Annotated in this window: 10 protein-coding genes and 1 pseudogene; 9 read left to right on the top strand and 2 right to left on the bottom strand. The window is 75.0% G+C overall.

Annotation, left to right across the window (positions count from 1 at the left end):
• The 6 genes and pseudogenes from AB0F18_RS23045 to AB0F18_RS23020 form a co-directional block, all read left to right on the top strand.
• Nucleotides 1-561 (top strand): annotated as a pseudogene (locus AB0F18_RS23045) (galactokinase); the annotation flags it as partial.
• Nucleotides 562-612: 51 nt separating this feature from the next.
• Entirely contained in the window at nucleotides 613-1,887 is a 1,275-nt protein-coding gene (locus AB0F18_RS23040) for an alkaline phosphatase family protein (protein WP_362063563.1), read from the top strand.
• A gap of 27 nt (nucleotides 1,888-1,914) precedes the next feature.
• Nucleotides 1,915-2,499, top strand: coding sequence for an RNA 2',3'-cyclic phosphodiesterase (gene thpR, locus AB0F18_RS23035; RefSeq protein WP_362063561.1), 585 nt, complete (start codon nucleotides 1,915-1,917; stop codon nucleotides 2,497-2,499).
• A 116-nt stretch (nucleotides 2,500-2,615) separates the two neighbouring features.
• Nucleotides 2,616-3,593 (top strand): hypothetical protein, encoded by a 978-nt coding sequence (locus AB0F18_RS23030; protein WP_362063559.1) that lies wholly within the window; start codon nucleotides 2,616-2,618, stop codon nucleotides 3,591-3,593.
• 79 nt (nucleotides 3,594-3,672) lie between these two features.
• Entirely contained in the window at nucleotides 3,673-5,547 is a 1,875-nt protein-coding gene (locus AB0F18_RS23025) for an HSP90 family protein (protein WP_362063557.1), read from the top strand.
• Entirely contained in the window at nucleotides 5,547-8,576 is a 3,030-nt protein-coding gene (locus AB0F18_RS23020) for a hypothetical protein (RefSeq protein WP_362063555.1), read from the top strand. Before AB0F18_RS23025 ends, AB0F18_RS23020 begins: the two co-directional genes overlap by 1 nt.
• 127 nt (nucleotides 8,577-8,703) lie before the next feature.
• On the opposite strand, the gene AB0F18_RS23015 is transcribed toward AB0F18_RS23020, so the two are convergent.
• Nucleotides 8,704-9,612, bottom strand: coding sequence for a helix-turn-helix domain-containing protein (locus tag AB0F18_RS23015; protein WP_362063565.1), 909 nt, complete (start codon nucleotides 9,610-9,612; stop codon nucleotides 8,704-8,706).
• A gap of 140 nt (nucleotides 9,613-9,752) precedes the next feature.
• On the opposite strand from AB0F18_RS23015, the gene AB0F18_RS23010 reads away from it, so the two are divergent.
• Nucleotides 9,753-10,346, top strand: a complete 594-nt coding sequence (locus AB0F18_RS23010) for an MBL fold metallo-hydrolase (protein WP_362063553.1) — start codon at nucleotides 9,753-9,755, stop codon at nucleotides 10,344-10,346.
• A 9-nt stretch (nucleotides 10,347-10,355) separates the two neighbouring features.
• Here the strand turns inward: AB0F18_RS23010 and AB0F18_RS23005 are convergent, their stop codons facing one another.
• The gene (locus AB0F18_RS23005; protein ID WP_362063551.1) at nucleotides 10,356-10,973 is read right to left on the bottom strand and encodes a hypothetical protein; all 618 of its coding nucleotides are present in this window, start codon (nucleotides 10,971-10,973) and stop codon (nucleotides 10,356-10,358) included.
• Nucleotides 10,974-11,103: 130 nt separating this feature from the next.
• On the opposite strand from AB0F18_RS23005, the gene AB0F18_RS23000 reads away from it, so the two are divergent.
• The gene (locus tag AB0F18_RS23000) at nucleotides 11,104-11,766 is read left to right on the top strand and encodes an intradiol ring-cleavage dioxygenase (protein ID WP_362063549.1); all 663 of its coding nucleotides are present in this window, start codon (nucleotides 11,104-11,106) and stop codon (nucleotides 11,764-11,766) included.
• A gap of 213 nt (nucleotides 11,767-11,979) precedes the next feature.
• Nucleotides 11,980-13,380 (top strand): hypothetical protein, encoded by a 1,401-nt coding sequence (locus AB0F18_RS22995; protein ID WP_362063547.1) that lies wholly within the window; start codon nucleotides 11,980-11,982, stop codon nucleotides 13,378-13,380.
• Nucleotides 13,381-13,431 lie beyond the last annotated feature (51 nt).

The following is a 13,431-nucleotide window of genomic DNA, read 5'->3' as shown; positions in this document are numbered from 1 at the left end:
GGGACCGACCTGCACGTGCAGGGCTCGCTCACGGACGCCGCCGGGCTGGCCACGGCGGAGCCCGCCGACTGCGCGGTGGCGCTCGCGGTGGCCGACGTGCACACGCCGCCCGGAACGGAACCCGACCCCGCGCGGCTGGCCCGGCTGCTGGCGGAAGCCCTGCCGGACGCGGACGACGCCCTGCGCCGGGCCGTGTTCTTCGCCCGGCCCGCCACCGCGCTCCTGCTCGGGGCGGGGCCGGGGCCCGGGCCCGGGCCGCACCGGTACAGCTCCTTCGACCCGGCCGCTTCGGACGCCCGGCTCGTGCTCGTGGCCGTGCGCGGGGAGCCGGCCGAGCGGGCCGCCGACCTGGCCCGGACCGTGGACCGCGCCCGCCGCGCCGGGGCCCTGAGCGTCTGGCCGCCCGGGCCCGGGCCGGGTCGGAGCGTCCTCGTGCTGCTGCCCGCGTCCCGGCTGGCGGCGGTACGGGCGGCGGTCACGGCGGAGTTCCGCGAACGGGGCCGGCCCGTGCCGCGCTTCCTGAACGTCACCGTGGCCGGCGCCGCCCGCCGCGAGGACTGACCGGCCGCACACACCGACCGCAAGCCCCCACCCCACCAAGGAGGAGCACCCATGCCCACTCACGCACCCCGCACGAGACACCGCTCCGGCCGCCGGTCCGCGGTCACCGCCGCCCTCGGGACGCTCGGCGCCCTCGGCCTGCTGGGCGCCCTCACCGTCGCCACCTCCCGGGCCGCCGAGGGCGGTTCCGCGGACGCGGCGGCCGCCGGCCTGCCGGCGTACGACCACGTGGTGGTCGCCGTCTACGAGAACAAGCAGTACGGGGAGATCATCGGCAGCGCGAACGCCCCGTACATCAACCAACTGGCCACCGGCGGCGCGAGCCTGACCGGGATGAAGGCCCTGACCCACCCCAGCCAGCCCAACTACTTCAACCTCTTCTCCGGCGGCACCCAGGGCATCACCGGGGACGGCTGCTACACCCCGCAGTCCATGACCGCGGCGAACCTCGGCCAGGAGGTCCTGGCGGCCGGGAAGACCTTCGCGACGTACAACGAGGACCTCCCGGCGGAAGGTTCCACGGCCTGCACGAACGCCCAGTACGCGCAGAAGCACAACCCGTGGTTCGCCTTCAAGAATATCCCGCTGAACAGCGGAAAGACCTGGGCCCAGTTCCCGCAGAACGACTTCGCCTCGCTGCCGGACCTGTCCTTCGTGATCCCCAACCTGTGCAACGACATGCACTCCTGCGCGGTCGGCACGGGCGACACCTGGACCAAGAACAACCTCGACGCGTACGCGCAGTGGGCGAAGACCCACAACAGCCTGCTGGTACTGACCTGGGACGAGGACAACTACCTGGGCTCGAACCAGATCGCCACGGTGTTCTACGGGGCGAACGTCAAGACCGGCACGTACGCCACGGCCTTCAGCCACCACCACCTGCTGCGGACCCTGGAGGACCTCTTCGGCACGGCCACCCACGCGGGCAACGCGGCCAACGTCCAGCCGATCACGGAGGTCTTCGGCACCTCCCAGACCCCCACCCCGACCCCGACGCCTACCCCGACCCCGACCCCCACGCCGACACCGACTCCCACCCCCACCCCCACCCCCACCCCCGGCGGCCTGCAGCTCGCCAACCCCGGCCCGCAGACCTGCAAGTTCAACCAGTCCTGCACCGTCCAGCTCACCGCCACCGGCGGCAACCCCCCGGTCCGCTACGCGGCCACCGGCCTGCCCTTCGGCCTGAGCGTCGACGCCACCACCGGACGGATCACCGGGAAGCCGTGGGCCGCCGGCACGGCCCAGGTCACCGCGACCGCCACCGACTCCACCGGGATCACCGTCACCGCCGCCTTCCCACTGACCGTCAACTGGTTCTGACGGCCGCAGCACGGTACGAAGTCCCATGTGAAACATCAGACCCACAGCGCGACCGTCCGCGTCTTCATCGCCCTCGCCCCGCCCGACGACGCGAAGGAGGAGCTGGAGCGGGCGCTGCAGCCCGCGTACGAGGCGTACCCGCGCATGCGGTGGAACCGGATCGAGGACTGGCACATCACCCTCGCCTTCCTCGGCGAGCTCCCGGTCGCGACCGTCCCCCGCCTGCGCGGCCCCCTCGCGGACCTCGCGGGGATACGCCGGCCCCTGCGGCTGGCGCTGCGCGGCGGGGGGCACTTCGACGAACGGGTGCTGTGGACCGGGATCGACGGGGACCTCGACGGGCTGCTCCTGCTGGCCTCCGAGGTCCGCGCCCTGGTCCGGGAGTGCGGTGTCCCCTACGAGGGCCGGCCGCTGCGCCCCCACCTGACGCTCGCCCGCGCCCGCCGCAACGACACCTCCAGCGTGCCGGAGGCGGCCGCCGGCCTCACCGGCTTCTCCGGCCGTCCCTGGCACGCCGGACGGCTGCACCTGGTGGGCAGCAACATCGGGCGCGGCCCCGGCCCGATCCACTACCGGGACATCGAGTCGTGGGGATTCGGCAGCGGGAACTGAGCGCCCGGCCGGGAAACAGTTGTGCGATCCACGCGACCTCGTGATACTCACTACCTCCGCGGGGGGCGCAGACCGGACGTCCCCTGCCAGAAAACGTGCACAGCAAGGGGTGGGTCATGGCGTTGCTCCGGGGGGCGGGGCTGTCGCTGAAGCGATGGGTGGGCAGATCGTCCGCGCCGCAGCTGCAGAAGGATTTCGGCGATCCCGCGGTGACGCGGATCCGCGAGGCCGCGGAGGCGGCGGACTGGGCCGCGGTCCGGGACGGGCTCGCGGCGCACCCGGACAACGGGGACCGCGCCTGGCTGCTGTGGACGGTCGGCGACACCGCCGGGGTCGAGCGGTGGATCGGCGACGCCGCCGAGGCGGAGCCCGACTCGGCGCTCCCCCTGCTGGTCGCCGGGGCCCGGTACATCAGTTGGGGTTGGGAGGCCCGGACGGGGGCGCGGGCGGCGGACGTCTCGCGCGAGCAGTTCGAGGTGTTCCACGAGCGGCTGCGCCAGGCCGAGGGCTGGCTGTACCGGGCGGCCGAGCGGGAGCCCTCCTGGGTCTCGCCCTGGCACTTCCTCCAGGTCAGCGGGCGCGGTCTGGAGGTCGGGCCGGTCGTCGCGCGGCGCCGGTTCGAGGCGGCCGTGCGCCGGGACCCGTACCACCTGCGGGCCCACCAGCAGCAGTTGCAGCAGGTCTGCAAGAAGTGGGGCGGCTCGCACGAGGAGATGCACGCCTTCGCCCGCGCGTCGATGCTCGCCGCGCCCGAGGGCAGTGCGCTCGGGCAGCTCGTCGCGCTCGCGCACATCGAGCACTGGCTGTCCCTCGGCGACGGGCCGGACTGGCAGTACATGCGCCGGCCGGAGACCGCCGCCTCGCTGGGGGAGGCCGCCGAGCGGTCCGTCCTGCACCCGGACGCCGAGCGGGGCAGGGGGTGGGCGCAGGTGTGCAACAGCTTCGCCCTGGCCTTCTCGCTCGCCGGCGAGAGCGAGCCGGCGCGCCGCTGCTTCGAGCTGACGCAGGACACGGTCACCGAGTTCCCCTGGAACTACGTCAACGCCGACCCGGTCACGGCCTACCGCCGGCACCGTTCGTCCGTCGGCGCCTGACCGGCCCCCGAGACCTCCCCTCCCCCCGCACACCGCACGGCTCCGGCCCGGGCGCGGTGTGCCGACCGAAAGATGCTCCGTGCCGCACTCCGAGTCCGCCCACACCTTCCAGGTCGACCTGCGTGGTCTGGTGGACCTGCTGTCCCACCACCTGTACTCCAGTCCGCGCGTCTACCTGCGCGAGCTCCTGCAGAACTCCGTGGACGCCATCACGGCCCGCCGCGCCGTCGACCCGTCCGCCCCGGCCGCCATCACCGTCCGCACCGGTGACGTGCTCACCATCACCGACACCGGCATCGGCCTGACCGAGGCCGACGTGCACCGCTTCCTCGCGACCATCGGCCGCAGCTCCAAGCGGACCACGGACGGCGTCCTGGACGGCGCCGGGCTCGACGCGGCGCGCGGTGACTTCATCGGGCAGTTCGGCATCGGCCTGCTGGCCTGTTTCGTCGTCGCGGACGAGATCACCGTGGTGAGCCGGCACGCCGGCGACCCGGACGCGCCCGCCGTCGAGTGGCGCGGCCACTCCGACGGCCGCTACACCATCCGCACCCTGCCGGCGGACGCGGCGGTGGCGCCCGGCACCACGGTCCGGCTCAGCCCCCGCGCCGACAACGCCGAGTGGACGGCCCCCGCCCGGGTCGTGGAGCTGGCCCGGCACTACGGCAGCCTGCTCCCGTACGAGGTCACGGTCACCGGACCCGGCGGCGACCCCGTCCGGATCGACGCGGCGCCGCCGTGGGAGCGGGAGCACCGCTCGCCGCTGGCCCGCCGGGAGGCCCTGACCGCGTACTGCCGGGACGTCTTCGACTTCGCGCCGCTCGACACCATCGAGCTCGACCTGCCGGCGGCCGGGCTGCGCGGTGTGGCGTACGTCCTGCCGACGGCGGTCAGCCCGGCGCAGCGCGCGGGCCACCGGGTGCACCTGAAGGGCATGCTGCTCACCGACCAGGCGCCGCAGCTGCTGCCGGACTGGGCGTTCTTCGTGCGCTGCGTCATCGACACCACCAGCCTGCGCCCGACCGCCTCCCGCGAGGCGCTGTACGAGGACGGCACCCTGTCGGCGGTCCGGGACGCGCTGGGCGTGCGGATCCGGGACTGGCTCACCGGGCTGGCGGCGAGCGATCCCGCGCTGCTGCACCGGTTCATCGACACCCACCACCTCGCGGTCAAGGCGCTCGCCCGCTACGACGACGAGCTGCTGCGCATCGTGCTGCCGTGGCTGCCGTTCGAGACCACGGACGGCAACGTCACCCTGGAGGAGTTCGCCAGGGCCCACGCCACCGTCCTCGTCACGCGCAGCGTGGAGGAGTTCCGCCAGGTCGCGCCGATCGCGGCCGCGGCGGGCCTCGGGGTCGTCAACGGCGGCTACACCTACGACCGGGACCTGGTGCACCGGCTGCCCGAGATCCGGCCGGGCACGGCCGTGACGGACCTGGATCCGGCGACGGTCACCGCGCACCTGGACGCGGTGGAACCGTCCGCGGAGATCCGCGCGGCGGCCTTCCTGGGCATCGCCCGGGAGGTGATCGCCGCCCAGGACTGCGACGTGGTCCTGCGCGACTTCCAGCCGGTGACGGCCCCGGCGCTGCTGCTGGACAACCGGGAGGCCCGGCACGAGCGGACCCGGTCCACGCTGGCCGCCGACAGCGACGGCCTGTGGGCCGACATCCTCGGCTCGCTGCGCAGTGAGACCCCGCGCGCCCAGCTCGTCCTGAACCACCTCAACCCGCTGGTGCGCCAGGCCGTCACGATCGAGGAGCGGGGGCTGGCCGTGGCCGCCGCCGAGTCCCTGTACGGGCAGGCGCTGCTGCTCAGCCGCCGCCCGCTGAAGGCGAGCGAGAGCGCCCTGCTCAACCGGGCCTTCATCGGCCTGCTCACCCACGCCATGCACCCCGGGGGCCAGGGCGGCGACAGCGCCGCGTCCGGCTCCGACTCCCGGAAGGAACCGTAATGCTGGACACCCCGGAGGCCGTGTTCGAGGCGCTGCGTGAGAACCACGACCGCCCGCACGGGCTGCAGCGCACCGTCACCGCCGAGGAGCTCGTCGAGGCGGCCGAGCCGTTCGAGAAGCCCGAGGTGCTGGTCACGGCGCTGATGGAGCTGATGACGGCGTACGAGTTCACCGGCGAGCACCGCAAGGCGCCGGTGGTCTTCGCCCGGCTGCTGAAGCTGTGGGAGGACTCCCCCGGCGCGTTCAGCGAGTGGGAGGCGGACCAGGTCCTGTGGCGGTTCAAGTGGGTGACCACCTCGCTGCTGCAGGTGCCCGAGGTGCCGTTGGCGGTGATCGAGGCCTGGACCGGGCGGATGCGGGAGCGGTACGAGGCGGACGGCCACGGGGTGCAGCCGGTGGCGGCGATGCGCTACCACGTCGCCGCCCACACGGGCCGGGGCGTCGCCGACGCGTACGACCTGTGGGCGACGCGGCCGCGTACGGAGCTCAGCGACTGCGAGGCCTGCGAGACCCGGCACCACGCCCTGTACCGGGTGCGGTCGGGTGAGGACGCGGCGGCCCTCGACCTGTGGGCTCCGGTCCTGGCCGGTTCCTCGTCGTGTTCGGAGGAGCCCCAGACGAGCCGGGCCCGGGCGCTGCTGCCGCTGGTGCGGCTGGGCCGCACCGACGAGGCGCGGGCGCACCACCTGACTGGGTACCGGGGGGTGCGCGGCAAGACGGGCATGCAGGACGAGGTGGGACTGCACCTGGAGTTCTGCGCGCTCACCCGCAACGAGGGGCGGGGACTGGAGATCCTGGCGGAGAACCGGCCGCTGTTCGAGGCGACCGGGGCCCCGCTGAACCGGCTCGGGTTCCTCACGGGTGTCGAGGTGCTGCTCGCCCGGCTCGTCGCGGACGGGCACGCGGACACCCCGGTCGCCGGTCCGCCGGGGCGGAACTGGACGGCCGGCGCGCTGCTGGCCACCGTGCGCTCGGAGGCGGAGGGGCTCGCCGCCGCCTTCGACGCCCGCAACGGCACGACGGAGGCCGGGGACCGGCGCCGTGCCCGGCTGGAGCGGGCGCCGCTGCTGGACGAGCCGCTGCCGCTGGGCCTGCGTACGGCCGTCGCCGCCGCGCGTACGGCCGCTCCGGCTGCCGCCGCGGCCGTCCCCGCTCCCGCGGCGCGGGAGGTTCCGGCGGACTTCGCCGGGCTGGTGCGGGAGGCGCGCAGGCTGGACGCCCTGGGGCATCCGGGTGGCTCGCCGCTGTGGGAGCGGATCGCCGAAGCGGCGGACGCCGACGGCTACGTGCACGACGAGCGGCTCGGTCCGGAGGACCGGCTGCGGGCAGAACTCACCGAGCAGCGCGCCTTCGAGCTGCGGGTGCTCGACCGCGATGCCGAGGCGATCGGGGTCATGGAGGAGGCCGCCGCCCTGCTGGAGCGGGCCGGCATGGTCTGGGACGCCCTCGCGGCCCGGTCGATGGCCCTCGCGTGGGCGGTTCCCGTCGGCTCCGAGGACGGTACGGAGGACGAGGCCCGGCTCCCCGACCCCGCCGCGGTCCGTGCCGGTCTCGACGCGGTCGTGCGGGAGGCGGAGGAGCTCATGGCCGCGGGCACGGGCGCCGGAGCGGCCTACGAGGTGCCGGGGACGGACGGGAACGACGGCGAGGTCACCGGCACCGGGCCGGGCAGCATCGCCGCCCGCCGGTACCTGACGGTGCTGTACGCCCGGGCGTACGCCGCCTTCCACGAGGCCATGGCGCAGGCGCCGGAGGTGTCCGGGGCCGCCCGCGAGCGGTTCGAGGCGGTGGCGGGTGCCCTGCGTTCGGAGGCGGAGCGGCTGGCCGCGCCGTACCACGTGGCCAACGCCATGGAGTTCGGTGCGAACCTCGCGCTGCGCCTCGGTGACACGGACCGCGCCGAGCGGGAGCTGCGGGCCGTGCTGGAGGTGCTGGCCGCGGGGGCGCCGGAGCGTCCCTGGAAGGGCAGCCGGCCCCGGGGCGTGCTCGCCCAGGTGCTGCTCGCGCAGGGGCGGCACGAGGAGGCCGTCGAGCTGCTGCACCAGGCGATCGCCCTCACGGTCCGCCACGACGACCGGTCGTTCCCGCTGGCGCCCGGGTACGCGATGCTCGGCCACGCGTCCGCGCACACCGGTGACACCGCCGGCGCCGTACGCCACCTCTCCGAGGCCGCGGCCCGCTTCGACCGGGACGGCGACCACGACGAGGCGGCCGACGTCCGGCTCCAGCTCGCCGACCTGTTGCGGGGCAGCGGCCGGGCCGCGGAGGCCGTGGCGGTCCTGGAGTCGGTGGTCGCCGACGGGAACGCGGAGTCCCTCGATCCGCGGCTGCTCGCCCAGGGCCGGCTGAGCCTGGGTAGGGGGCTGCGGGACCTGGAGGAACACCTCGCGGCGGCCGCGGAGTTCCTGCGGCTGGCCGACACGGCCGCGCACTGGGACGGGGAGGGGCAGGCCGTGCTGACGTCGGTGGCGTCGGAGGCGGCGGTCGCGCTGGCGGAGGCCGGCCGCTGGGACGGCGCCCGGGCGGCGTACGCGCGCGCCGTCGCCGCGCACGGGCAGGCCCCCAACCCGTCGGTGATCACGCAGATGATGCGCGAGTTCGCCCGCCTCACCCAGTCGGACCGGGGCGCCGAGGCGGTGGACGCCTCGCTCGCCCACCTCGCGGAGGCCGACGCCGTGTGCGCGGAGGCCGCGGACGCGGAGGGGTTCACCCGCTGGTTCGAGAGCGGCAGCATCCGCTACCGGCGCGCCCTCGTCCTGGCGGACGCCGGACGCTTCACCGAGGCACTGGCCGAGGCCGAGGCGTCGGTGGCGGCGCACGAAGGGGGCGGGGAGCACGGTGAGGCCCCCCGCGCCGAGGCGGTGCGGATCGCGGCGCTGATCGAGCACAACGGCCTGAACCGCTCCGAGGCCGCGGCGGCCCGCCTCGCGGCGGGCGCGGCGCGCTGCGAACAGCGCGGCCTCACCGACGCGGCCCGTGTCCTGGAGGGCCTGCGCCTGGAGGTCACCGGCTCCCGGATCAATGGCTGACCCTCCGTCACATCGCCTGCTCGTGCCCGGCGTTCTCGCTGTCGAACGCCGGGCACGAGCAGGCCGGCCCTCCGCACCGGCGGCCCGCTGCGGGGTCGCCGGGGGTGGCGGCGTACCACCGTCCTTCCTACGGCGTGTTCGTGAACGAGCGGCGGTAGGCGCGGGGCGGGACCCCGCGGCGGCGGACGAACTGTTCGCGCAGGACGGCCGCGCTGCCGTAGCCGACCCGCCGGGCGATCTCCTCGACCGGCAGGCCGGTCGTCTCCAGGAGCTCCTCGGCGCTGCTCAGCCGCAGACCGCGCAGCCAGGCGTGGGGGGTGGTGCCGGTGGCGGCGGTGAAGCGGCGGGCGAAGGAGCGTTTGCTCATGAGGGCGCGCCGGGCCAGCTCGGCGACGGGCAGCGGCTCGTGGAGGTGGGCGCGGGCCCAGGCGAGCACCTCGGCGAGGCGCTCGTCCTGGCAGTTCTCCGGTACGGGCGCGGCCAGGTACTGGGCCTGGCCGCCGTCGCGGTGGGAGGGCAGCACCATCTCCCGGGCGACGGCGTTGGCCGTGGCGGCGCCGTGTTCCCGTCGGAGCAGGTGCAGGCACAGGTCGAAGCCCGCGGCGGCTCCGGCACCGGTGGCGATGCGGCCCTCGTCCACGTAGAGGGCGTCGGACTCGACGCTGATCTCCGGGTGGCGTTCGGCCAGCAGGCCGGCGAACCGCCAGTGCGTGGTGGCCCGCCGGCCGTCGAGCAGCCCGGCGGCGGCCAGTGCGAAGGTGCCGACGCAGTGGGCCGCGACCAGCGCACCGCGCGCGTGCGCGGCGGCCAGCGCGTCGAGCACGGCGGGGGCGGGAGGCGTACGGAACTGGGCCCAGGGCAGGGCGATCACGAGGTCGGCGCGGGCCAGGCGCTCCAGGCCGTGCGGGATGGCGAGCGGCACGCCCAGGTCGGTGGGCACGGGCCCGGGCCGGTCGCTGCAGAGGGCGAACTCGAACGCCGGCATCCCCTTCCCGCGCGGGCCGAACACCTCGGTGACGATGCCGACGGCGAGCATGCCGACGCCCGGCGGGGCGTACGCGGCGACGTTCAGGAAGGGCTGCACCGGAGCAGTCTGCCAGTCCTGGCACAAATCCTGCGATCGGTGTCATCAGTGCCACTCGTGGCACACGGGGTGCGGCGCAAAGAATGGGGGGCATGACAGAAGCACCGCTCGGCCGCAGCGCCGTCTTCGCGATCCTGAACACCGGCTACACCAGTTCCACCGGCCCCGGCGTGGCCGCCACCGTCTCCTACGTCGGCGACGGCGGCCGGCACGTGGTCTTCGACCCGGGCATGGTGGCGAGCCCCGACGACATCCTCGGCCCCCTCGCCGAACTGGGCCTCGGCGCCGAGGACATCACCGACGTGGTGCTGAGCCACCACCACCCGGACAACATCATGAACGCGGGCCTGTTCCCCGGGGCCAGGGTCCACGACCACAAGGCGGAGTACCTGGGCCACCAGTGGCGCGACCGCGATGCCGAGGGCTACGAACTCACCCCGTCCCTCCGCCTGATCCGCACCCCCGGCCACAGCCCGGAGGACATCACCCTGCTGGCGGGCACGGAGTCGGGCGTGGTGGCCCTCGCCGGTGACCTGTGGTGGCACGCGCAGGGCCCGGCGGACGACCCGGTCGCCCCGGACCGGGAGGCGCTGCGCGCCGCCCGCCTGCGCGTCCTGGCCGCGGCGGACCTGATCGTCCCGGGCCACGGCGCCCCGTTCGAACCGGGCGACAGCGTGCCGCGCTAGCGGGCGGGGTCAGTACGGGAGGCCGATCAGGCCCCAGCCGCGGCGGGCGGCCTCCTCGGTGGCGGAGCCCCATTCGCGCAGGAGGGCGACGGCGTCGTCGAAGGAGGCGGGGCGGGCGGGCTCGGCCTCGGAGCGGGCCGCGAAGGGGGCGCGGAGGTCCTCCAGGCGGGGTGCGGCCCGCCGCCAGGCGTCGGCGAGGACGGTCACCGTCGGGGGCGGGGCGAGGAGGAGGGGTTCGCGGGCCCAGGGGGTCGGGTCGTCCGGGAAGTCCGGGGGGATCGCCGGCTCCCCGTCGGGGCCGGCCCAGAACAGGCCGCCCGTGAAGGTGTCCAGGGCGGCGCGCAGGTCCGGGGCGGCCGCGTCGCGGAGGCCGTCCCACAGGTTGCTCAGGTGGAAGTGCCAGGCGTAGGAGCCGGTGGTGCGGAAGAAGCGGTACTCGGCGCACCACGGGTCGGGCCGCCCGTGCGGCCACACCCAGCCGCCCGGTACGTCAAGGCTCGCGTTCCAGCACGCGTCGCAGCAGAAGTCCGGCCAGATCGCGTCGCCCAGCGCCGCTTCGCGTCCGGCCGCCGGTATGCGGGCCAGGCGGTCCCAGTCGGCCATGACCAGCGTGATGTCCAGTCCCATCGGGGCAGGCTAGCAACGCCCGGTCGGCCGTGTGTCGGTCGCGGGGCGGGGCGGCGGGGTGCGGCACGGTGGGCTGCGGTGGGCGGCCGTCCGGGTGTGACGGCCGCGGGCGTACGCGTGAGGGGTTCGGATGAACGGCGAAGGCACCTCCCCGACCAGCCGTCGGGCCCTCCTGCTGGCGGCGGGCTCCGCTTCCGTCGCCGCGCTGACGGCGGGCTGCGGGAGCCCGGCCGCCGCCCCGTCGAGCGGGGCGACGCCCGGCTGCGTGCTGGCGGTGAAGGCGGGGGCGGGGCCGAACTACGCCGGGCCGGGCCGGACCCGCTCGGACGTCACCGACGGACGGGAGGGCGTACCGCTGCGGCTGGAGCTGACGGTGGTCCGGGCTTCGACGGGCTGCCGGCCGCTCGCGGGTGCCGCCGTGGACATCTGGCAGGCCGACGCCGCCGGTGTCTATTCGGAGGGGCGGGAGACCTACCTGCGCGGGGTCCAGGTGACCGACGCGTCCGGGCGGTGCACGTTCCGCACGATCGTGCCCGGCTGGTACGCGGGGCTGGCGCCGCACATCCACTTCAAGGTGCGGCCCGACGCGCACACGGAGACGACCTCGCAGTTCTTCCTGCCGGAGGAGTTCCTGCGGGAGGTCTACGCCCGCCAGCCGTACGCCCGCCGCAAGCCCCCGCGCAACCCCAACGCCCACGACGACCGCTACCGGGCGGCAGCCGGAACGATGACCCTGGCACCCACGGCGGAGTCCGGCGGCTACCACGCCGCCTACACGGTGGGCATCGCCTGACGGGCTTCCGTCCCAGCGGTGTTGGGGCCGCGGGCATGGTCAGGCCGCTCCTTCCCCCCGACCAGCGCTTTTGAAGTTTCAACCTTCAGTTGGCACAGGCGAGTTGGCCGGATCCCGAGATGACTGCCCGGCTGTGCGCATGACATGATCGACCTTCACGTTACTTCTCGGTAACGCGTTCAATTCCCCCCATTTACCGAAGGTTCTTCCTACGTGCGCACGCTCGCCCAACGCCTCCTGCTTCCCGGCCTGACCACGTTGGCGCTCGCCGCCACCGGCTGTTCCTCGCCGGCGCACACCGATTCCGCGGCCCCGGGGACCTCCCCCGGCGCCCCGGCCGCGAACGGCGCCCAGCGCCTCGACGTGGCCGCCGCACCCCAGGGGCCGGCCGACCCCTCGCCCCTGGCCCGCACCGCCACCGGCGAGGGCCGGCCGGAGAAGTCCTCGCTGCGGGTCGCCTCCTACGACAAGACCAGCCAGCGGGCCGTCATAGCCACGGCCCCCAAGCCCCCGAAGGGAAGCCAGAACGCACCCTCGAACGAGTCCCCCGCCGCCGCCAAGCCGGTCGCCGTGGGCGACGTCATCGCCAGCGCCCCGGCCCCCGGCGCCCCCGACGGCCTCCTCGCGAAGGTCACCGAGGTCGTCGGGAAGACCGACCGCGGCACCGAGGTGAAGACCGCCCCCACGACCCTGTCCGCCGCCCTGGGCGAGGCCAAGGCCGACGGCAAGGTCAAGGTCGACCCGTCCTCCGTGACCGTCGAGCCCCTGATGAAGGGCGTCACCTTCTCCTGGGCCAAGGGCGAGGGGGCCCGGTTCGGCCCCGAGGGCGCGAAGCTGCCCCTGGGCAACCTGCGGCTCGACGTGAACGCCGCCGTCGACACCGCCAAGGACGCGCCCGCCTCCGCCGGCGCCTCGGTGTCCGGCTTCGTCCAGCTCGCCCCGCAGGTGGAGTTCTCGTACACCGGCACCAAGCTCGGCTCGGCCCCGAGCGCGGCCTTCCTCGGCATGAGCGGCGACTGGTCCTCGCAGTGGGCCCTCAAGGGCCGCGCCGCCGCGGGCACCGGCACGCCCAAGCGGATCCCGTTCGCCAAGCTGCACAGCGCGCCCGTCATCCAGGTGGGCCCGGTCCCGGTCGTGGTCAACCTCGACCTGACGACGTACATCCAGGTGGAGGCCGACGGGCAGGTCACCCTCGACGTCCAGCAGGACGTCAAGGGCGACTTCCGCGTCGGCGGCAGCTACGCGACGGGCAAGGGCTGGACCCCGGTCAGCACCTCGGCCGTGAACAGCACCCCGGTGAAGGCCACCGTCGCCGCGTCCGGCCGCGTCAAGGCCGCACTGGGCGCCGAGGCCTCCGTCGGCCTGTACGGTGCCGTCGGCGTCGGCGCCGACTTCGCCCCCTACCTGCGCGGTGAGGCCGACGCCAAGGCGTCCGCGTCCAGCGACGGCAAGACCTCGGTCAACGGCGCCTGGGCCCTGTACGGCGGCTTCGACCTGAACGGGCAACTGCACTTCCAGCTCTCCCTGTTCGGCACCCCGGTCCTGGAGCGCCGCATCCCGCTGGGCTCCCTCCACCGCGAGTGGCCGCTCGTCAGCGGCGGCGCCGGACGCTGACCCCGACCCCGCAGCGGGCGAGGGGCCCTCGGGCACCTTCGCCCGCTGCGG

Origin of the sequence: Streptomyces sp. NPDC029216 (assembly GCF_040648015.1) — a bacterium.
Classification (GTDB): domain Bacteria; phylum Actinomycetota; class Actinomycetes; order Streptomycetales; family Streptomycetaceae; genus Streptomyces.
This window is presented reverse-complemented; position numbering and strand designations above follow the sequence as displayed.